Source organism: Moraxella sp. CTOTU49097, assembly GCF_032064105.1.
GTDB lineage: Bacteria > Pseudomonadota > Gammaproteobacteria > Pseudomonadales > Moraxellaceae > Faucicola > Faucicola osloensis_B.
In genome coordinates this window covers 1-20,607 of record NZ_DAMBOA010000008.1, presented here as the reverse complement: position 1 = coordinate 20,607, position 20,607 = coordinate 1, and the positions used below count along the sequence as shown (strand labels likewise).

Below are 20,607 nucleotides of genomic sequence, written 5' to 3'. Positions count from 1 at the left end.
GTTTGATTAGCTTTAGGGTTGGTATTTTTCAATCAGTTTTTGCGCTTGCACAATCACCGGCGTATCGACCATCTGTCCATCCATGGCAAATGCCGCAAGCCCTGTCTGTGCATAATGGTCAACCACTTTTTTGGCAAAGGCAAGCTGTGCTTGGCTGGGTCTAGCCAGTGCATTGACAATGGCGACTTGGTTGGGATGAATACATAGCATCCCTGAAAAACCCAAATCGCGCCACCAATTAACGCGCTGGGTCAATCCGTCATCGTCATTAAAAGGCGGATATACGCATTCAATCGGTGGGGTAAGCGCATTGATAGCACTATGCAAGCTTAGCTGATAACGGATTTGGTTGGCAACCATCTGACCTGCCTCGCTGTCTGCGCGCACGCCCAATTTTTCACAGATATCCAAAAAGCCAAAACTGAGCGCAGTCAATCCTGCCGCAGCGGCGATGTCGGGTATATTTGCCATGCCTTTGGGTGTCTCAATCAAGGCAATCATGGGTTTGGCGAGCGCATGACGGACACGGTCAATCTCTATAGCGTGCTCGACTTTGGGTAGCACTACCCCAATCACGTTGTTGATTGCAGATGCTGGCAAAGATTTGAGCAAATCAATATCGCCCGCTTGGTGGTTACTACTTGCAGCATTGATACGCACCCAAACAGGCTGGGCATCAGCGCCGCTTAGATAATTGATCACATTGTCACGTGATTGCATTTTGACACTATCACTGACCGCATCTTCTAAGTCAATTATCACCGTATCTGCGCCACGGGCAAAGGCTTTTTCCACCCGCTCAATATTGATGGCGGGTACAAACAAATAACTGGTTGCGCTCAGTCCCTTGGGTTTTGCTATATTGTTTTCGCTCATGCGACATCCTTTTTCGTCCATTTTTGGTGACATATTCTTTTTGGCAAACAACTTATCAAACAGTTTATAAAACAACGCCGCCCTACCCAAAGTAGCGCGTTTTTTAAGTTATTTTAAAACCGTCAATTTGGCTTTTTCACTGCGGCTAAACAGTAAATTTAATACAATGGCGACCACTGTCGCTGTACCGATACCGCCCAAATTAAATTGTCCAATATGTAAGCTAAAATCCCCAGCCCCCATAATGACGGTCACCGCAGCAATGATTAAATTAGCATTTTTACTAAAATCAATGTGATTATCGAGCCAAATTTTGACCCCTGCTACCGTGATAAGCCCAAACACCACGATAGAGGCACCGCCCAATAATGGCGCTGGGATAGTATGGATAATCGCGCCAAATTTTGGTGACAGCCCCAGTAGCACAGCAATCAAGCCTGCCACCACAAAAACCGTGGTCGAGTATACTTTGGTCACTGCCATCACGCCGATATTTTCCGCATAGGTTGTGACGCCCGTACCGCCCATGCTCGATGACATCGCTGTACATAGACCATCGGCGAAAAACGCCCGTCCCATATAAGGCGATACCGCTTGTCCTGTCATGGCTTCTACCGCTTTGATATGTCCTAAATTTTCGGCGATTAAAATAAAGGCAACGGGGGCAATCAAAATTATTGCGTTGATATCAAACGTCGGATGATAAAAATTGGGCAATCCAACCCAAGCTGCTTGGGCAACTGGGGTAAAATCAATTGGCTTGCCATACCCAAGCACATTGGTGAGCACAAAATATGCTATATACGCCAATACCAAACCAATCAGTAGCAACAAACGACGTAGCATACCGCGGCTAAACACAGCGACCGCACTGATACACAGCACCGTCATCAACGCAACCCAACTATCAAACTGGTTGCCCGACACGCCTTTGATCGTCACTGGCGCCAAATTTAGCCCGATAATCATCACAATCGCACCGGTTACCACAGGCGGCATGAGTTTCTCAATCCAGCCAACCCCTGTTTTCATCACCAGTAATCCAACCATGGCATAAAAAATACCACAGACAAAAATACCACCGAGCGCCACGGATAAATTACCGTTAAAGCCTGACCCTGTATAAGCCGTTGCCGTGATGACAGGCGCGATAAACGCAAAACTTGACCCTAAATAACTGGGTACTCGCCCACCGGTTAAAAAGAAAAACAGCACCGTACTGAGCCCCGCCATCAAAATCGCAAGGTTGGCATCAAAGCCCATCAATAACGGCGCAAGCACCGTTGCCCCAAACATCGCAAACGCATGTTGCAGCCCAAGTAGCACACTTTTATCGGCAGGTAAATACTCGTGGATACGCACAGGATGATGATCTAAATGCCCATCGTAAGGCTGCCATTTTGGGAACCAGCCGCTATCATTGCCGGTATTTTGATGGGTTGGTTGTCTTTGCGAATTTGCCATAATTTTGCTCTCATCTGTCAACTGCGCGAATTTTACACGTTATTTTTGTTTTGTCAAAAAACCCTGCGCTTTGAGCCAATCTTCTGCAGCAGCGACATACGGTCGACTGTAGTAATCGGCAAATTTTTGACGGTATGGCTTACGCTCACGCGCTTCATTAAACGCCAAAATGGTTTGCTCGTAATCGGCGAGCATTTGCGGCAAGTTTTCAGTATTGTATTGGTTTTCAAAATACACCGCAGATTTTGGCAAACGCGGTTTTAGGCGCATTTCCACGCTAGGTTTACCAATACATAAGCCAAAAATTGGATAGGTATATTTTGGTAGCTGAAGCAGTTTGATTAAGTCATTGGCAATCATACGCAAACCGCCAATCGGACAGGTAGCATAACCCAAGCTCTCTGCCGCCACCGTAGCATTTTGCGCCGCCAATGCCGTATCGGTAGCCAGGGTAATCAATGTATCACTATCCTTAAACCCCTCAAAGCTGCCGTCATACGCTTGACTGCTCAAATAGGAGCGATAGCCATCCATCACAAATACCAAAAATACACTACATTGGGCTATCTGTGGGTTGCGCGGTTGCAAATCGACAATTTTTTGACGTAAGGCTTTATCACTGATGTTGATAATGCTGTAGTGCTGTCCATTTTGCCAACTGGGCGCTTGCTGGGCGCATTTGATGATGTCGTTTAATTGCGAATCTGGCACAGTGGCGCTACTGTCAAATTCCCGATACACCCGATGATTTTGTAAAAGTTCAATGGTTTGATTGCTCACAGTTTGATTACTCGTAGCTTGGTTATTCATGGTTGCCCCGTTAAAAGTGATTTAAACATGATTTAATGATTGTTGATGTTGATATGGTCGCCAAAGTAGCGCCACCCCAATAAGCAAAACGATGGCAGAGACGGGCAACAACGCAAGCCAAATATTTTTGCCTGTTGCAACTAGCGCGGTTAAGGGTCCGATAAGCTGCCCAAAGGCAAAACTTGCGGTCATCAGCGCACTTAAGTTGTATTTAGGGTAGTGCGTAACTTGGCTTGCTGCCACTTGCAGCCCTGCCATCGTCACCACCATAAAGGTGCCGCCCACCATCAGCGCTGACAACATCAAACCTGCCAACGACTGCCAAAGCGCAGGCAATAACGTACCAACCGCCATGATGATTTGTGACACTCGCCAAACGCCGAGCAAAGAAACATTGTCAAAACGGCGTTGTAACCGCTGCGACAACACCACCGACAGAGCCGCCGCCAACCCAAAAAATGGCCAAATCAGCAAATAACTTTGCCCCGATAACCATTGCTTGGCGATTTGTGGCAAAAAAGTCGCAGGTAAAATATAGCCAAACCCAAATAAGCCGTAGGCGGTTAATACATTCGCTAATTTTAGCTTGGCAGGTGGCTGTATGCTAGAAGAGGTAGGATTAGTATGGGTAGGTTTGGTATGAGCAGCTTTGCTAGGGTTGGCTTTGGCAGCGGCTGTTGTGGCAAACTGCGAGTTGATTTTCGCCAGCAGAAAGGTGACAAGCAGGGTGGCGAGCAGCGCAATCACGCCTAGATACTGCCATAATCGACTCGATAATGGACTCAATGATGACTGAGCCGCGATAGTCGCCGTCGCTGATTGAAAAATAAAATAGCTACAAATCAATCCTGTAAGGGTGATACCGATACCGACACCCGTATAAATCAAGCCGCTGCTGGCTACCTGTCTTGATTTCAACCAATTGATTGCAAACGCACTGATAGATACCAGCACCCAAGCACTTGCCACGCCCGCCAAAAAGCGTAGCACCAGTAACCAAGCAAAGCTGCTTAGCGAAGCCAGCCAAGTGGTAAGCGTGACTAAGGTAAGACCTAACACGACAAAAAGCGGGTGCCGCTTACTTTTAAGCAGTGACAGCGCCCCGACCAAATAGCCAATATAGTTGCTACTTGATAACCACGCCGTTTGCGCAAGATGCACCTTGCCTTCTTGTATCATCAAAGGCAAAATCGGGGTAAAAGCAAATCGCCCGATTCCCATTGCCACCGCAAGCGCGGTACTTGCTAGGATAAAGCAAAATATAATCTGCTGTCGGTCAGATTGTGACATTTTGCGTTACCCCTTGGTTTTATTGACACGGCTTGTCAGCGTTTAAGCTTGCATTTTAAAGATTATTGAGCATACTTTGCAAGGTTTCCTTCACATTTTTGGACGACATATTAGCTTGGCTTAATATCAAAGCCTGTTTAACCATTGACTTTTTGTCTGCTACCAAGGCATTCCAATTTGATAAACCTTGAATCAAACGCGACGCCAACAGTGGGTTACGTTTATCCAAATCTTGCATCATGCTCAAATACTGCTCAACGCCCTGCTGTGTCCAAATTTTGGTAGGCTGCGCAAGCAATCCGCCGAGCACCGCACGCACCCGGTTTGGGGTATTGATGTCAAAGTCTTGATGTGAGGTTAACGCAAAAATATCGGCAACGCTCGCCTGACTGTCATTGGCTTGGACACCAAACCATAAATCCATCACCAATGCATCATGATGAAAGCGTTGGTAAAAATCGGCAAGCCATTCGGCTTTTTGGGGCAAACCATGCTCCACTGCCGCATTTAACGCGCCTAAACGCTCAGTCATACAAGACGCTTGTTGGTACTGGGTAATCGCCCAGTGTTTGGCATCATTCACGCCTGCCAATAACGCCATATCCAGCACCACATTTCGCCATGCCCGCACGCCCATGGCTTCGGCTGTATCTTCATACGCGGTAATCGGCAGTTTGGCATACGCACTTTGCCAAATGTCTTTAAGCTCTACCGCCACGGCTTTTTTGACTGCTTGATGACGGGCACGAACTTGGCTAGGGTCATAGTCGGTCTGAATCGCACTGCCCAGCTCTCGCTCGCTTGGCATATCTAGTAACCGCGCCGCTAGCATGGGATCGGTTTCTGATAGCGCTGGCAGACTGGCTTTTAATGCTGTGATATAGGCATCGGTATCGGCATTTTGTAATAAAATACGATTGACCAACAACTGTGCCGCTTGCCAACGGTTAAAGCCATTGGTCTCATACTGCATCAAAAACGCCAAATCATCATTGCTATACTCAAAATTGAGCTGAACAGGCGCGGAAAAATCACGAAGCAATGACACCACAGGGTCAAAATCTGCCTTAGCAAATAACCCATCAAATTCAAAGCTCTGGCTATCATCTTTTAACAATACCAAGTCTTCTTTCGCCAACTCACCCGTGGCACGGTTAAAAATCGCCATTTTAACAGGAATCGGCAAGGCTTTTGGTGCAGGATAGCCTGCCACTTGGCGCGTGTGTTGGCTTAGCGTCAAGATAAGCTTGTCAGCTGTTTTTTCAAAATACCCTGATAACGTCGGCGTGCCTGGCTGGGTATACCAATCAATAAATGTTTCAATACTTGGGTCTGCAACGCTCAGTGCAGATAACAAGTCTTCTACCGTGACCGCTTGCCCGTCATAACGGCGAAAATATTCGTCCGTGCCTTGGCGGAATTTTTCTTTGCCAAGCGTATTGGCAATCATGCGCACGATTTCTGCGCCTTTCTCGTACACTGTGGCGGTATAGAAATTGTTAATCTCAACAAAATGGTCAGGGCGTGGCGGGTGCGCCAATGGGCTGGCATCTTCAGGAAACTGCGCCGCTCGCAATGTTGCCACATCATCAATCCGCTGTACCGCAGCAGAATGCAGACTTTCGGAAAAAGACTGGTCCCGAAATACGGTAAAGCCTTCTTTTAGACACAGCTGAAACCAGTCACGGCAGGTGATACGGTTGCCCGTCCAGTTATGGAAGTATTCATGGGCAATCACCGCTTTGACATTAAAATTACGGCGATCGGTGGTGGTCTCTGGGCTAGATAGTACGCAAGCGGTGTTAAAGATGTTTAATCCTTTGTTTTCCATCGCGCCCATATTAAACTGGCTAACCGCCACAATCATATAGCGATCAAGGTCATACGCCCGTCCGTAGTTGTCTTCGTCCCATTTCATTGAGTCTTTTAACGCTTGCATGCCGACATGGCACTGCTCGATGTTTTCATGCTTGGCGTATAATTCAAGCAGCACCTCACGCCCTTCACTGGTGACATACTGATCGGTCAATACGTCCAAATCTGCCATCACGCAAGCGAATAGATAACTCGGTTTTTTGGTGGGGTCTTGCCACACCGCAAAATGACGGTCGCCCGCAAGCTCGCCTTGGTCAATTAAATTACCATTGGCAAGCAGCGTTGGGTAAGTTTTATCCGCTTCAATGCGTGTGGTAAAGGTAGCAAGCACATCGGGACGGTCTGGATAAAAGGTAATTTTACGAAACCCTTCTGGCTCACACTGGGTACAGAACATTTTGTCCGCCCCTTCCCCTGCTTGGTATAAACCTTCAAGACTGGTATTGGTTTGCGGCACGATGGTGACCACAGTGGTAATCTGACAAGTGTCTGGCGCGTTAACAATCGTTAGGCTTTCTTGGTCTAGTTGGTAGTCGCTTTCGCTTAAAGTTTTGCCGTTTAAGGTAATTGATTCAAGTTGTAATTCTCGTCCAAAGAGTACCAAATCGCCTGCCGTGTTTCTTGTCATGTCAAGATTGGCGGTGACGGTTGCATGCTTTTTATCAGCGCCGTCAAACAACTCAATTTTTAAGTCAATGTGATTGACACTAAAGACCGGCGGCGTGTAGTCTTTAAGGTAGATTTTTTGCGGTTGGCTTGGGTCGGGTGTTGGTGTATTAGCAGGCACATCGGGCATTTGGGTGTTTAATAATTGTGGGTGTTCGGTTTGGTTGGTCTGTGTGACGTCGGTCATTTTTTCTCTCAATATTTGATGAATTTTTTAAAAGTTTATAAAGCTTAATAAATAATAAATCTAAGAAAATTTTTACTTAAGTTCATGTATAGCATCAACTTTATGTTGTAACTTCAAAGTATTAACTAATTCTCTTTTAAATTTCTGAGTATCGATATCCAAGTTTATACCGAAATAATTTGCAAATTCCAAAACACATTTCTTAGATTGGTTACCGCTGAAAAGCATAGTAGCTATTATAAAATTATTCTCTAAAAAAACTTTTCGATTCATTAGAAATTTCTCAAAGTCCATTTGTATGAATTTAATATCATTTAAGTTTTGAGAAAGTCGTATTATAACTTTACTATCAACTGTGTTATGATTTTTATCTAGAATTTCAACAACCTCATCTAATGCTTTCAAAGCAATAGCTACTCTTGCTCTTAAGGATTTTATTAATTCTTGATTAAGTGTAGATAATGCAACTATTTTTCCTATTTCAATATTTGATGAAAATTCTATTTTATTGGTTAAATCTCCAAATTTATTTCTTTCATATCTTATACATTTTAATGAAACCGTTATTTGCCCTTGTTTTATCCCGTTTGAAATAACCGTATTAAATTCGGGTGTATTGCCATTAAAAACTACTTCTAACTTTTCTAACCAATTGTTTAATTCACTTCGAATTAACTCTATTTTTGATTTTAATTCTAATTGATGACTAGCATATTCCAATAAAACGCCAAACTTTTTTTTTCGATTTCTTTCATTTCTTATCTGAGAAATTTGGCGTTTTATTTCTTCATCTTCACCAAAATACTTACTGCATTCATTACCAAGTAGTGCGTAATCTCCATTTATTTTCTGCACAATAAAGCCATTTTGATGTAGAGTGTTGCATTTTTTAGTCTTATTTTCGTTTAGAAAACTGCACCTTACTTCATCAAATTTTGGTAAAGAATATTCTTGAATTATGTGTACTACATCATTTCTTTTAAAAGGACTATCTTCATCAACTTTAAATTTCAAAACTTCATTTTTACTCTTTAAAATATCAGCATTTTTTACCATTTAGTACCCCTTGTTGATAGTCGAATAAAATTTTTTAAATAATTATTGCAACACAAATTCCCTTAAACTCACCACCTTATCCCGCACTTTTGCCGCTTCCTCAAATTTCAAATCACGCGACAAGGCTTTCATCTCTTTTTCCAGCCGAGCAATCTCTTTGGCAAGCAAATCAGGCGAACGCAAAATCGAAATATCCACATCGGGGAACGCATGGGTGACCGCAATCGCTTGGTTATCATTCGGGGCTTCTGCCTCGCCTGTGTCGATTTTGTCGGTAATCTGACGGCGAGCGGACGTCGGCGTGATGCCATGTTCCTCGTTATACTCCATCTGTTTGGCACGGCGACGCTCGGTTTCTTCAATCGCCTTTTGCATACTTGGGGTAATGCTGTCAGCGTACAAAATCGCCTTACCATTGACATGGCGCGCGGCACGACCGATGGTCTGAATAAGCGAACGCTCCGAACGTAAAAAGCCTTCTTTATCCGCATCAAAAATCGCCACCAGACTCACCTCAGGCATATCCAAACCCTCACGCAATAGGTTGATACCGACCAGCACATCATGCACGCCTGTACGCAGTTCATGGATGATTTTCATCCGCTCCACCGTGTCGATATCCGAGTGCAAATAAGCGACTTTGATGTTGTATTCTTTTAGATAACTGGTCAAATCTTCTGCCATGCGTTTGGTGAGCGTGGTAATCAGCACTCGCTCATCTTTGGCTTTACGAATGTTGATTTCTGATAGCACATCATCAACTTGGGTCAAGACAGGACGAATCTCAAGCTGTGGATCAACTAGACCTGTCGGACGTACCACTTGCTCTACGACCTGTTCGCTATGCTCAAGCTCGTATTGGGCAGGGGTCGCCGACACAAAAATGGTCGCAGGGGTAATACGCTCCCATTCTTCAAACATCAGCGGGCGGTTATCCATCGCAGATGGCAGGCGAAAGCCGTAATTGACCAAGGTTTCTTTACGACTTCTATCGCCTTTGTACATCGCACCGACTTGTGGTACGGTTACATGGCTTTCATCAATAAATAACAAGGCGTCAGGCGGAATATAGTCAAACAACGTCGGCGGTGCTTCACCGGCAGGACGTCCCGATAAATGGCGCGAATAGTTCTCAATGCCGTTACAGTAGCCAAGCTGTTGAATCATTTCCAAATCATAAGTGGTGCGTTCTTTGATACGCTGTGCTTCAATCAGTTTGTCATGCGCTCGAAAATACTCCAGGCGTTGTTCAAGCTCGGCTTTGATAGTGCCACTGGCTCTTTCTAGCTTGTCTCGTGGGGTGACGTAGTGAGATTTTGGATAGATAGTAATGCGTGGCACACTGCGCACGTTTTTACCTGTCAACGGGTCAAACCAGGTGATTTTTTCCACTTCATCATCAAACATACTGATACGCACCGCAAGTTGTTCAGACTCAGCTGGGTAAATATCCAGCACTTCGCCACGCAAGCGGTAAGTACCGCGCCCAAAGTCAAGCTCGTTACGGGTATATTGCAGCTCCACCAAGCGTTTGAGCATGGCAGTGCGGTCGATTTTGTCACCCACTACGATGTGGAGAAGCATTTTTAGGTAGCTTTCTGGGTCGCCTAGACCATAGATACAAGATACCGATGCAATGATAATGGCATCACGACGTTCCAGTAGCGCACGCGTAGCGGACAGTCGCATTTGGTCGATATGGTCGTTAATGGCGCTGTCTTTTTCGATAAAGGTATCGCTGGCAGGCACATACGCCTCAGGCTGATAATAGTCGTAATAACTGACAAAATACTCCACAGCATTGTGGGGAAAGAACGCCTTAAACTCGCCATATAGCTGGGCGGCAAGGGTTTTGTTATGTGCCATGATAATGGTGGGACGCTGGCATTGGGAAATCACTTTTGCCATGGTGTAGGTTTTACCTGAGCCTGTCACCCCTAAGAGCAGCTGACCGTGCATGCCGCGCTCAATGCCATCAACCAATTTGGCAATCGCTTGTGGTTGGTCGCCTGAGGGTTCAAATTCGGTCACCATCTCAAAAGGTTTACTTGAGATTTGGGTACCACTGGCATTGACACCGGTGATTTGGGCATCATCTTGAATTTGGCGGGCAAGTTGGCTAAGTTCACGTTCGGAGCGGGAAGATTGAGGTGGTCGCATTTTATTGTCTTTATCGTAGTCAAAGATGGCTAAATAATGGGGTTAATGGGTGAGAAGTTAAAGCAAAATAACGCGAAATATTGTATCAATAACTGGTTGTATCGAAAAAGACCACCCATTAACAAACCAGCCATCATCAAACTTGTTCAAATTACCCCATTAGCCTATTGCAGTTAGGCATTTAAAAGCATTAGGTTAATTTGGCAAAATCCCTTATAATATCCCCTGACTTTTTCCACTGTAGCGGCAATGACTTGTATGAGTCATTTTGCTATTAGTCATATTAATCATTTTTTCGTTAATCATTTTGCAAACTTGCTCGTGCTGTATCGCAGTCCGTGACTTTCTATTTTTGCTTTGTTCTCGTTTTAAAATGTAAAATAGAGATAGGTTTGCAAAGCGATTAATTTTCTATCACCCTTAATGTAATGAGAAAATTAAATGCGTGAATATCAACTATTTACCTCTGAATCTGTCAGCGAAGGTCACCCAGATAAACTCGCTGACCAAATCTCTGATGCTATCCTTGACGCCATCCTTGAGCAAGACATTCATGCGCGTGTGGCATGCGAAACCTTGACCAAAACAGGCGGCGTGGTGCTGGCGGGTGAAATCTCTACCACCGCCAATGTTGATTTTGAAAAAATCGTGCGTGATACCGTCCTGCGCGTCGGCTATAACAGCTCAGAATTGGGCTTTGATGGCGCCACCTGCGCGGTTATCAATATGCTTGGCAAACAATCTCCCGAAATCGCCCAAGGCGTTGACCGCTCACGCCCTGAAGAGCAAGGTGCCGGTGACCAAGGTTTGATGTTTGGTTATGCCACCCATGAGACGGATGTGTTGATGCCTGCCCCCATTCAGTTTTCCCATCGTTTGATGGAAAAGCAAGCGCAATTGCGTAAAGACGGCACATTAGCGTGGCTGCGTCCCGATGCCAAAGCGCAAGTCACCGTACGCTATGATGGCGACAAACCTGCGTTTATTGATGCGTTGGTACTATCAACCCAACACGATCCAAGTATCTCGCAAAAAGACTTGCATGAAGCGGTGATGGAAGAAATCATCAAGCCTGTCATTCCAGCCGCGATGCTGCACAAAGACACGAAGTATCATATCAACCCAACTGGGTTATTTGTGATTGGTGGTCCTGTGGGGGATGCAGGTTTGACCGGTCGTAAAATTATCGTAGACACGTATGGCGGTATGGCGCGTCACGGCGGCGGTGCGTTCTCAGGCAAAGACCCATCAAAAGTTGACCGCAGTGCAGCCTACGCAGGGCGTTATGTTGCCAAAAATATCGTAGCGGCAGGACTGGCGGAACGCTGTGAAATTCAAGTAAGTTATGCCATTGGGGTGGCAGAGCCAACATCTATTTCTGTCAACACTTTTGGCACGGGTAAAATCAGCGATGACAAGATTGTCGATTTTATTCGCCAGCATTTTGATTTACGTCCGTATGGTATCACGCGTATGCTTAACCTACTCCAGCCCATGTATGAGCAAACGGCGAGCTATGGTCACTTTGGTCGCCAAGGTACTGAAACCGCTTTTACTTGGGAGCGTACTGACCGCGCAGCACTACTTAGAGCAGACGCGGGTTTATAATTTTATTGACGAAGTACAAGATTTGTAGGGTGCGTTTTACGTACCTTTTTAACGTTTAATTGATGGTAGAAAATTGTAGAGAAAAGTTATGAGCGAAAACACCAACCAAATCACCGAAGAAATGAACGCGTTTTATGAGCGTGCTGATGAGTTTATCCAGCTTGCCAATACCCTTCGCACCGATGATATACACGCAGGTAAAATCAATGCCTCCATGCTGTATGCGGTCGCGCGTTTTAGCGCATGGACAGCGGCAACTGGCTTTGTCAAAGGCACTGATTATGCCAAAGAAAAACAAGACATCATTGAGCACTTTACCAAAAACTTTGAGCGTATGTTGTCTGACAATATTGACGACTATGCCGAAAACTTCCAAAAATATATGCAAATCGGCAATTAATTGCAGTCCAACAACACGAGCATTTCATTAAAAAAGCGTATTGAATCGTCATACGCTTTTTTTATTGCAGTGCTTATCATCTAAACCCGCAATTATTTGAACAATTAATTATTTAAACCATCGATAAAACAACCAACCTATTATCAGGATGACCAAGATAATCACACTCACGCGTTTCACCCATCTTGGCAATAACGGTAGGGTGATATTTTCTTGTTTGAGATGATTATCTAATCCTTGTGTCAATGTGTTAAAGCCTTGCTCTTTAGTCTCTACTGATGGCGCAGGATGGGCTGTAGGCGGCGTTTGGGTTTTTGCTGCTAACGCTTGATTTTCATACGCATCAATTTGTTGTTTTGCCTCGTCTAAGCTAATCCCCTGCTCTTGTGCGTGGGTTTTGATGGCGATGACGTAGTTTTTTTTATCGACCAGTTGTTTGATATGACTCGGTAACGTTGATTGTGCCATAAGTAATTCCTCAAATTTTAACCTGTATATCATGCCTAGTTTGTTAAACTTATTTTAGAAGAATGTAGCAACGGGCGCCTGTTTATTGTAAATAAATGTAAATAAACGCTTCATACTTTGCGCAAAATATTCACCTTTTAAAAGTTAGCACGACTAATTATGTAAAAATAGAAGTTTACTATTCATTTTTAACATACTGTTATTTTTACTTAACTTATTTTTTAAAAATGGCATACTGACAGCCAGTTTTTTTGTGCGTATACTTGTGGGTATACTAAGGCAAAGCAGCTAATAACCTGCCCTAAACCTAAAGCAGGGCTGATTAACACTAACTTTGCTATTTTCCCCTTCAATCATGTAAAAAGGAAGCAACATGGCACCTATCTCTGCAGGTCGCAAATTCCGTGACGCCATCGAGTCTGAAAAAGCCGAAGGTCGTCCCCTTCAAATCGTTGGCACTATCAATGCCTACACTGCCATGATGGCAAGCCAAGTCGGTCATAAAGCGATTTATCTCTCAGGTGGCGGTGTTGCCAATGCCTCATTTGGTTTGCCTGACCTTGGTATGACGAGCCTTAACGATGTATTGACCGATGCCACCCGTATCACCAATGCGGTTGACACGCCATTATTGGTTGACATCGACACGGGCTGGGGCGGCGCATTTAACATCGCCCAAACCATCAAACAAATGGAAAAAGCAGGCGTTGCCGCGGTCCATATCGAAGACCAAGTGGCGCAAAAACGCTGTGGTCATCGCCCGAACAAAGAAATCGTCTCAACTGCTGAAATGGTTGACCGCCTAAAAGCTGCGCTGGATGCCAAAGTTGACCCAGATTTTGTGGTGATGGCACGAACCGATGCGCTGTCAGTGGAAGGTTTGGATGCTGCGGTTGAACGTGCGGTGGCGTTCCAAGAAGCAGGCGCGGACATGATTTTTGCCGAAGCATTGACCGATATCGCCATGTACCGCAAATTTACCGACGTGTTAGACATTCCCGTGCTTGCCAATATGACTGAGTTTGGGCAAACCGACCTTTACAGTACCAAAGAGCTGTTTGACGTGGGTGTTGACATGGTACTTTATCCATTATCCGCGTTTCGTGCGATGAACAAAGCCGCCCTCAATGTCTACCAAGCGTTAAAAGATGAAGGCGTACAAACTTCCGTGGTCGACACCATGCAAACCCGCATGGAATTGTATGATTTCTTAAACTACCACTCATACGAGCAAAAACTTGACGCCTTATTTAAATCAAAAAAATAATTGGCGAACTATGCCAAACACTTAATGCCAAACACTGAATAAAGCTAAAAAGGAGTTTTACCATGTCAAAAGACACCCCAGTGACAGATGCGACTGACAATAAGCCAAAACCCAAAAAAAGTGTTGCCCTATCAGGGGTACCCGCCGGTAACACTGCCCTATGTACCGTAGGTCGTACAGGCAATGACTTAAGCTATCGTGGCTATGATATTTTGGATTTGGCAAAAGACAGCGAGTTTGAAGAGGTAGCGCACCTACTGATTCATGGTCATTTGCCAAACCGTCATGAGCTAGCGGCGTACAAGAAAAAACTCAAAACCCTGCGTAACTTACCGGTCAATGTACTGGCGGTGTTAGAAGCCTTGCCTGCCCACGCCCACCCGATGGATGTGATGCGTACCGGCGTATCGGCACTGGGCTGCACCTTGCCTGAGCGTGAAAGCCAACCTACCTCAGAAGCCCGTGATATCGCCGACAAGCTTATCGCCTCATTAGGCTCAATGCTGTTGTATTGGTACCACTATAGCCACAATGGCAAAGTCATCAGTCTTGAGAGCGACCAAGACAGCATTGGCGGTCACTTCCTTGAGCTACTACAAGGTGAAGCACCCAGTGAATCGCATATCAAAGCCATGCACATCTCGCTTATTCTGTACGCTGAGCATGAGTTCAATGCATCAACCTTTACCAGCCGCGTGATTACGGGCACTGGCTCGGATATGTATTCCGCCATTAGCGGCGCAATCGGTGCGTTAAAAGGTCCAAAACATGGCGGCGCCAATGAAGTGGCGTATGACATCCAAAAACGCTATCGCAATGCCGACGACGCGGAAAAAGACATCCTTGAACGTCTTGAGAAAAAAGAAGTTATCATTGGCTTTGGTCACCCTGTGTACACCGTGAGCGACCCACGCAACGTGGTCATCAAAGAAGTGGCGCGCAACTTATCCAAAGAAACGGGCGACATGACCCTATTTGATGTGGCAGAACGCCTAGAAAGCGTGATGTGGGACAACAAAAAAATGTTCCCAAATCTTGACTGGTTCTCAGCGGTCAGCTACCACAAAATGGGCGTACCCACTGCCATGTTTACCCCATTATTTGTGATTGCGCGTACTGCAGGTTGGTCAGCGCACGTACTTGAGCAACGTGCCGATGGCAAAATCATCCGTCCTTCTGCCAACTATACAGGCCCAGATGACCAAGTATTTGTGCCGCTAGATGAGCGTTAATTAATAGTGGAACAAGGGCATATTTTGATTAAAGAAATATGCCTTTGGTTTTGTATAAGTATTATCAATAAATGAATCAAGACGCTTTTTTTAAACCTTTGATAATATTGCATTCAAATTTTCATAACATTCTCTATGAGATTTTGACTTGATTAAAATCTCATAGAGTTCAGCAAATAATAGTATTGAGTTTTAAAAATGACAGATGTTACTTTAATTTCAACTGATGAAATAATTATAGATAATGCCCTTGCTAAATTTATTACAGATCATGCAACTTCTTTTTATAGTTTTGACGATCTTTTCAATAACGATGAAATAGAAGAATGTTCGCGAGAAAATTTACTTAGAGAATTATCTAAAAGGGTATCTGAGAAGCTTTCTAATGATATTGGAAGAAATTTTATTGAAAATAAGCAAGGTTTTTTCTATAAAGTTCTATACCGAGGTAGTTTTGCTGGATTTATTTTATTAGAAAGAGTAGAAGAGCCAGATCAAACAAAATATCCATCAGGATTTCAATTTGAATTAACCATTGGTATATTTGATGAATACCAAGGTGAAGGCATTGCAAAAAATGCGATTCAAAAAGCAATCATATTGTGGAAAGAAAAAGTTGATAGAAATGAAACTCTTTCTGCTCTGGTTAAGAAATGTAATATAGATAAAGATGCTGTTGTAAACATATTACAAAATACTGGATTCGAAATACAGGATGAGTCAAATACTGAAATATTCTTTCTCTTTAGAGAATAATATTTTTAGTATTTTTACAGAGTACTAGCTGTTCAAATCTGTTTAATTCTATCTAAAATTAGTAATGAATTTTTATATAAGTTGACTCTTATAATGTCATACAGCAAAAGGAACTAGCCATGAGCCAATACCGCAAGCCCTTACCCAATTCTGATTTAGAATACTTTGACACCCGCCAAGCGGTGAACGACATCACTCCAGACGCGTATGACAAACTCCCCTACACCTCACGTATTTTAGCCGAGCAACTGGTGCGTAAAGTCAGCGACCCAAATGAACTGACCGCTGCGCTCAAACAGCTCATCAACCGTGAGCGTACGTTAGACTTTCCTTGGTACCCTGCGCGTGTGGTGTGTCATGACATCTTGGGTCAAACTGCCCTTGTGGACTTGGCAGGCTTGCGTGACGCCATCGCTGAGCAAGGCGGTGACCCAAGCAAGGTCAACCCTGTGGTACAAACCCAGCTGATTGTTGACCACTCGCTTGCTGTGGAGTGTGGTGGTTATGACCCAGATGCGTTTGAAAAAAACCGCGCCATCGAAGACCGCCGCAACGAAGACCGTTTTCACTTTATCAACTGGACAAAGACCGCCTTTGAAAACGTGGACGTGATTCCAGCAGGCAACGGCATCATGCACCAAATCAACCTAGAGAAAATGTCACCTGTGATCCAAGTACAAAATGGCGTGGCGTTCCCAGATACTTGCGTGGGCACAGATAGCCACACCCCACACGTGGATGCGCTGGGGGTGATTTCGGTGGGTGTCGGTGGTCTAGAAGCAGAAACCGTGATGCTCGGTCACCCATCGATGATGCGCCTGCCTGATATCGTGGGCGTACACCTCAAAGGGAAACGCCAAGCAGGCATCACCGCCACCGATATCGTACTTGCACTCACTGAGTTTTTGCGTAAAGAGCGCGTGGTCGGCGCCTATGTGGAATTCTTCGGTGAAGGCGCAGACAGTCTATCCATCGGTGACCGTGCCACCATCGCCAACATGACCCCAGAATATGGCGCAACCGCAGGGTTATTTTATATTGATGGGCAAACCATCGACTATCTACGCCTCACAGGTCGTGAAGACAAACAAGTCGAACTGGTAGAAAACTATGCCAAAACCGCAGGGCTTTGGTCATCTGACCTGGTCAATGCCGACTATGAGCGTGTGCTTGAGTTTGATTTGTCACTCGTCACCCGTAACATGGCAGGTCCTTCAAATCCCCATGCGCGTGTATCGACTTCTGAGCTTTCTACCAAAGGCATTGCCCATGCCGAAGGTGAAGCGGTGCCTGAGTCAGAGAATGGCTTAATGCCTGATGGTGCGGTGATTATCGCGGCTATTACCTCGTGTACCAACACTTCAAACCCTCGTAACGTGGTGGCAGCGGCATTACTTGCCAAAAAAGCCAACGAACTTGGCTTGACCCGTAAACCTTGGGTCAAATCCTCCTTCGCCCCTGGCTCAAAAGTGGCTGAACTATACTTGCAAGACGCTAACCTATTGCCAGAACTGGAAAAACTCGGCTTTGGTATCGTGGCATTTGCCTGTACCACTTGTAACGGTATGTCGGGTGCGTTAGATCCAGCGATTCAGCAAGAAATCATCGACCGTGACCTGTATGCCACGGCGGTGTTGTCAGGTAACCGCAACTTTGATGGACGTATCCACCCGTATGCCAAACAAGCCTTCTTGGCAAGCCCGCCGTTAGTCGTCGCGTATGCGATTGCAGGGACGATTCGTTTTGACATCGAAAAAGACGTACTTGGCGTGGTCAATGGTAAAGAAATTCGCCTTATCGACATTTGGCCATCGGATGAAGAGATTGACGGGATTGTGGCAAAACACGTCAAACCTGAGCAATTCCGTCAAATATATATCCCGATGTTCAACCTTGACCGCAGCGAAAAAGCCGACAGCCCACTGTACAACTGGCGCCCCATGTCAACCTATATCCGCCGTCCACCCTACTGGGAAGGCGCGCTAGCGGGTGAACGCACCCTCAAAGGTATGCGTCCCCTCGCCATCTTGCCTGACAATATCACCACCGACCACTTGTCGCCGTCCAATGCGATTTTGGCAAGCTCAGCAGCAGGCGAATACTTGGCAAAAATGGGCTTACCCGAAGAAGACTTTAACAGCTATGCCACGCACCGCGGCGACCATCTGACCGCCCAACGTGCGACCTTTGCCAATCCAAAACTGTTTAATGAAATGGTGAAAAATGACGATGGTAGTACCAAACAAGGCTCACTGGCTCGCGTTGAGCCTGAAGGTCAAGTGATGCGGATGTGGGAAGCGATTGAGACTTACATGAACCGTAAGCAACCGCTGATTATCATCGCCGGAGCGGATTATGGTCAAGGCTCTAGCCGTGACTGGGCTGCCAAAGGTGTGCGTCTGGCTGGGGTGGAAGCGATTGTGGCGGAAGGCTTTGAGCGGATTCACCGTACCAACCTTATCGGTATGGGTGTGCTGCCGCTTGAATTTAAAGCTGGGACGACGCGTATCACGCTAGGGCTAGATGGGACTGAGACCTATGATGTGATTGGTGACATCTCGCCACGTTGTGATTTGACGCTGGTGATTAATAAAGAAGGCTCGCAGCCGCTTGAAGTGCCTGTGACCTGCCGTCTTGATACCCAAGCGGAAGTGGATACTTATAAAGCCGGTGGCGTATTGCAGAAATTTGCACAAGACTTCTTAAAAGGTGAAGTGGCGTAATTTCTACCAAATAATTGTTTAATTTTAAAAAGCCGAGTATGATAAATGCTCGGCTTCAAGTTAAATTAAGGATAGTTTTATGGAAATTTCTGACGTAATTAGCCAAAGGAATCTTAAATCTTTGGTTCATTTTACTAGACTGGATAATTTAGATAATATTTTGAAGAATGGAATTATACCTCGAGCAAGTTTGGCTAACAAATCTTATGTTTATAATGATGATTATAGATACGATAATAAACTTGATTACTCTTGCTTTAGCTTAAGTTTCCCAAACGATAAAATGTTTTATACACTTAGATTAAATAATCCTGACACTACTTGGGTAATAATTTTGCTAAATGTGAATTTACTCATAAATAAACCTTGTTTATTTTACCCGTGTAACGCCGCTTCTAACTTGGTAAGAAACAATACAAATTTGAATGATTTTCAAGGTGGAGAGGCTTTGGAAAAAATGTTTTATTCAGAAGGTAGAGAAGAATATTTAACTGATAAGTTTCCTACAGACTCACAAGCCGAAGTTATGATTCATGGGATAGTTACTCCTGATAATATCACAGGTATAATTATGAGTGACGAAAATTTAATAAAAAGGTATAAAGCTCTTTATCCAAAGTTTTCGTTCAAATTTCATGAACCAAATACAAGAGCTTTTACTTCTCGTAAAGCATTTCTTTATGGACACTAAATAATGGCTCAAAGACCAACTTTTATACCATGCTTAAATGACAATGTACTTGTCGAAGTTAAATTAGTTAATTTTACCTATTATTCAGGTTTTGCTTTCGTTCAAAAGCAAAAGTCTATTGAATCTCTTCATAATGCTATTAGAGAACAGTGTAGTTTTGAAAATATTTTAGAAATATCAAGCAAATCGAAAGATGAGTTAGGTATTGCTTTAAGTGCTTTTAATCTAATGATTACTACGAAAAAATTAGGGAAAACGTTTAGTGTCGAATGTGCATTTCAAAGTAGTAAAGTATTTGAAGGCAATATTCAATATTTAGATTTATTGGAAAAAACCTCACGAGAAGCTAAAAAAGATACAAGATTGAAAGAATCAGGAAATGTGATTGGATTTAATTTTTATAATCAATTTTGGGAAACAACACCGCTAACTGCATTTTATGATTGGCTATATATTAATGCCCTTAACAGTAAACCAGAATATCACGAACAACTTTTAAAATATGAGGCTTTTACAGATATTGAATTCAATCCTCAAAAATCTATCAATTGCCAAGCTAAATCTGTAGCATTATTTTGTGCCTTATATAAAAGAAATTTGCTTGAAGATGCTCTTATTTCTCAAGAAAGCTTTTTAACACTATATAAAGATTACGATATTGGTAATTCTTACAAAAAGAATTCCACAAGGAGTCAAATATCCTTAATAGGCTAAACAATGCCAAAATAAAACCGAAATTGAAACCGAAAAAAGGCTCAACTATGCAACCATTTCTCGCCCATCATTCCGCTAGTATCTGCTAGCCAAATAAAAAACAGCCAGTCAAGCAACTGGCTATTTTTTCATTATTACCACTAACCAATCACATCAACGCCCATATATGGACGTAACACTTCAGGCACCGTGATAGTACCATCCGCATTTTGATAATTTTCCATAATAGCTAGCAAGGTACGACCCACCGCAAGCCCTGAGCCATTTAACGTATGCACCAGCTCAGTTTTTTTGCCATCTTTGACACGGGCTTGCATACGGCGCGCTTGGAAGTCGCCACAGTTTGAGCAGCTAGAGATTTCAC

17 protein-coding genes are annotated in these 20,607 nt (G+C 44.2%); 8 read left to right on the top strand and 9 right to left on the bottom strand.

The features are described 5' to 3' along the window. Positions 1–12: 12 nt before the first annotated feature. From RT064_RS06565 to uvrB, 7 genes are all read right to left on the bottom strand, one after another. The gene (locus RT064_RS06565; protein ID WP_313062536.1) at positions 13–876 is read right to left on the bottom strand and encodes an HpcH/HpaI aldolase/citrate lyase family protein; all 864 of its coding nucleotides are present in this window, start codon (positions 874–876) and stop codon (positions 13–15) included. A 108-nt stretch (positions 877–984) separates the two neighbouring features. Next, entirely contained in the window at positions 985–2,340 is a 1,356-nt protein-coding gene (locus tag RT064_RS06560; protein WP_312534991.1) for a solute carrier family 23 protein, read from the bottom strand. Positions 2,341–2,379: 39 nt separating this feature from the next. Beyond that, positions 2,380–3,150, bottom strand: coding sequence for a nitroreductase family protein (locus RT064_RS06555; RefSeq protein WP_313062535.1), 771 nt, complete (start codon positions 3,148–3,150; stop codon positions 2,380–2,382). Positions 3,151–3,171: 21 nt separating this feature from the next. Further along, entirely contained in the window at positions 3,172–4,440 is a 1,269-nt protein-coding gene (locus RT064_RS06550; protein WP_313062534.1) for a YbfB/YjiJ family MFS transporter, read from the bottom strand. Between the two features lie 55 nt (positions 4,441–4,495). Beyond that, positions 4,496–7,111: an aminopeptidase N gene (gene pepN / locus RT064_RS06545; RefSeq protein WP_313062590.1), complete on the bottom strand. Its 2,616-nt coding sequence runs from the start codon at positions 7,109–7,111 to the stop codon at positions 4,496–4,498. 129 nt (positions 7,112–7,240) lie between these two features. Next, positions 7,241–8,224, bottom strand: a complete 984-nt coding sequence (locus RT064_RS06540; RefSeq protein ID WP_100270135.1) for a hypothetical protein — start codon at positions 8,222–8,224, stop codon at positions 7,241–7,243. Between the two features lie 42 nt (positions 8,225–8,266). Beyond that, complete coding sequence (uvrB, locus tag RT064_RS06535) at positions 8,267–10,384, bottom strand: excinuclease ABC subunit UvrB (RefSeq protein ID WP_313062533.1); 2,118 nt, start codon at positions 10,382–10,384, stop codon at positions 8,267–8,269. Between the two features lie 441 nt (positions 10,385–10,825). Here uvrB and metK point away from each other — a divergent pair, with 441 nt between their 5' ends. Then, positions 10,826–11,992: a methionine adenosyltransferase gene (gene metK / locus RT064_RS06530; RefSeq protein WP_007115720.1), complete on the top strand. Its 1,167-nt coding sequence runs from the start codon at positions 10,826–10,828 to the stop codon at positions 11,990–11,992. An 88-nt stretch (positions 11,993–12,080) separates the two neighbouring features. After that, the gene (locus RT064_RS06525; protein WP_135888983.1) at positions 12,081–12,392 is read left to right on the top strand and encodes a DUF3144 domain-containing protein; all 312 of its coding nucleotides are present in this window, start codon (positions 12,081–12,083) and stop codon (positions 12,390–12,392) included. A gap of 108 nt (positions 12,393–12,500) precedes the next feature. On the opposite strand, the gene RT064_RS06520 is transcribed toward RT064_RS06525, so the two are convergent. Next, the gene (locus RT064_RS06520; RefSeq protein WP_313062532.1) at positions 12,501–12,860 is read right to left on the bottom strand and encodes a hypothetical protein; all 360 of its coding nucleotides are present in this window, start codon (positions 12,858–12,860) and stop codon (positions 12,501–12,503) included. 373 nt (positions 12,861–13,233) lie between these two features. Here RT064_RS06520 and prpB point away from each other — a divergent pair, with 373 nt between their 5' ends. The 6 genes from prpB (at position 13,234) to RT064_RS06490 (ending at position 20,243) form a co-directional block, all read left to right on the top strand. Continuing rightward, the gene (gene prpB, locus RT064_RS06515; protein WP_050325521.1) at positions 13,234–14,127 is read left to right on the top strand and encodes a methylisocitrate lyase; all 894 of its coding nucleotides are present in this window, start codon (positions 13,234–13,236) and stop codon (positions 14,125–14,127) included. Between the two features lie 62 nt (positions 14,128–14,189). Further along, positions 14,190–15,359, top strand: coding sequence for a bifunctional 2-methylcitrate synthase/citrate synthase (gene prpC / locus RT064_RS06510; RefSeq protein WP_313062531.1), 1,170 nt, complete (start codon positions 14,190–14,192; stop codon positions 15,357–15,359). A 198-nt stretch (positions 15,360–15,557) separates the two neighbouring features. Next, a complete protein-coding gene (locus RT064_RS06505; protein ID WP_313062530.1) occupies positions 15,558–16,115 on the top strand; it encodes a GNAT family N-acetyltransferase in 558 nt (185 codons plus the stop codon). Positions 16,116–16,234: 119 nt separating this feature from the next. Beyond that, positions 16,235–18,838 carry a Fe/S-dependent 2-methylisocitrate dehydratase AcnD gene (gene acnD, locus RT064_RS06500; RefSeq protein ID WP_313062529.1) on the top strand — a complete coding sequence of 868 codons (2,604 nt, stop codon included), beginning with the start codon at positions 16,235–16,237 and terminating at the stop codon, positions 18,836–18,838. A 79-nt stretch (positions 18,839–18,917) separates the two neighbouring features. Next, complete coding sequence (locus tag RT064_RS06495) at positions 18,918–19,529, top strand: DarT ssDNA thymidine ADP-ribosyltransferase family protein (protein WP_313062528.1); 612 nt, start codon at positions 18,918–18,920, stop codon at positions 19,527–19,529. A gap of 3 nt (positions 19,530–19,532) precedes the next feature. Next, the gene (locus tag RT064_RS06490) at positions 19,533–20,243 is read left to right on the top strand and encodes a DarT1-associated NADAR antitoxin family protein (RefSeq protein WP_313062527.1); all 711 of its coding nucleotides are present in this window, start codon (positions 19,533–19,535) and stop codon (positions 20,241–20,243) included. A gap of 140 nt (positions 20,244–20,383) precedes the next feature. Here the strand turns inward: RT064_RS06490 and RT064_RS06485 are convergent. After that, positions 20,384–20,607: aminoacyl--tRNA ligase-related protein (locus RT064_RS06485; RefSeq protein WP_313062526.1), on the bottom strand; the 224-nt coding region annotated here is incomplete at its 5' end.

Excerpts from the sequence above, each read along its gene's own strand:
- metK (WP_007115720.1), top strand. The coding sequence starts at position 10,826 with ATGCGTGAATATCAACTATTTACCTCTGAATCTGTCAGCGAAGGTCAC.
- RT064_RS06505 (WP_313062530.1), top strand. The coding sequence starts at position 15,558 with ATGACAGATGTTACTTTAATTTCAACTGATGAAATAATTATAGATAAT.
- RT064_RS06495 (WP_313062528.1), top strand. The coding sequence starts at position 18,918 with ATGGAAATTTCTGACGTAATTAGCCAAAGGAATCTTAAATCTTTGGTT.
- RT064_RS06555 (WP_313062535.1), bottom strand. The coding sequence starts at position 3,150 with ATGAATAACCAAGCTACGAGTAATCAAACTGTGAGCAATCAAACCATT.
- RT064_RS06540 (WP_100270135.1), bottom strand. The coding sequence starts at position 8,224 with ATGGTAAAAAATGCTGATATTTTAAAGAGTAAAAATGAAGTTTTGAAA.
- RT064_RS06550 (WP_313062534.1), bottom strand. The coding sequence starts at position 4,440 with ATGTCACAATCTGACCGACAGCAGATTATATTTTGCTTTATCCTAGCA.
- acnD (WP_313062529.1), top strand. The coding sequence starts at position 16,235 with ATGAGCCAATACCGCAAGCCCTTACCCAATTCTGATTTAGAATACTTT.
- pepN (WP_313062590.1), bottom strand. The coding sequence starts at position 7,111 with ATGCCCGATGTGCCTGCTAATACACCAACACCCGACCCAAGCCAACCG.
- RT064_RS06490 (WP_313062527.1), top strand. The coding sequence starts at position 19,533 with ATGGCTCAAAGACCAACTTTTATACCATGCTTAAATGACAATGTACTT.
- prpC (WP_313062531.1), top strand. The coding sequence starts at position 14,190 with ATGTCAAAAGACACCCCAGTGACAGATGCGACTGACAATAAGCCAAAA.
- uvrB (WP_313062533.1), bottom strand. The coding sequence starts at position 10,384 with ATGCGACCACCTCAATCTTCCCGCTCCGAACGTGAACTTAGCCAACTT.
- RT064_RS06520 (WP_313062532.1), bottom strand. The coding sequence starts at position 12,860 with ATGGCACAATCAACGTTACCGAGTCATATCAAACAACTGGTCGATAAA.
- RT064_RS06565 (WP_313062536.1), bottom strand. The coding sequence starts at position 876 with ATGAGCGAAAACAATATAGCAAAACCCAAGGGACTGAGCGCAACCAGT.
- RT064_RS06525 (WP_135888983.1), top strand. The coding sequence starts at position 12,081 with ATGAGCGAAAACACCAACCAAATCACCGAAGAAATGAACGCGTTTTAT.
- RT064_RS06560 (WP_312534991.1), bottom strand. The coding sequence starts at position 2,340 with ATGGCAAATTCGCAAAGACAACCAACCCATCAAAATACCGGCAATGAT.
- prpB (WP_050325521.1), top strand. The coding sequence starts at position 13,234 with ATGGCACCTATCTCTGCAGGTCGCAAATTCCGTGACGCCATCGAGTCT.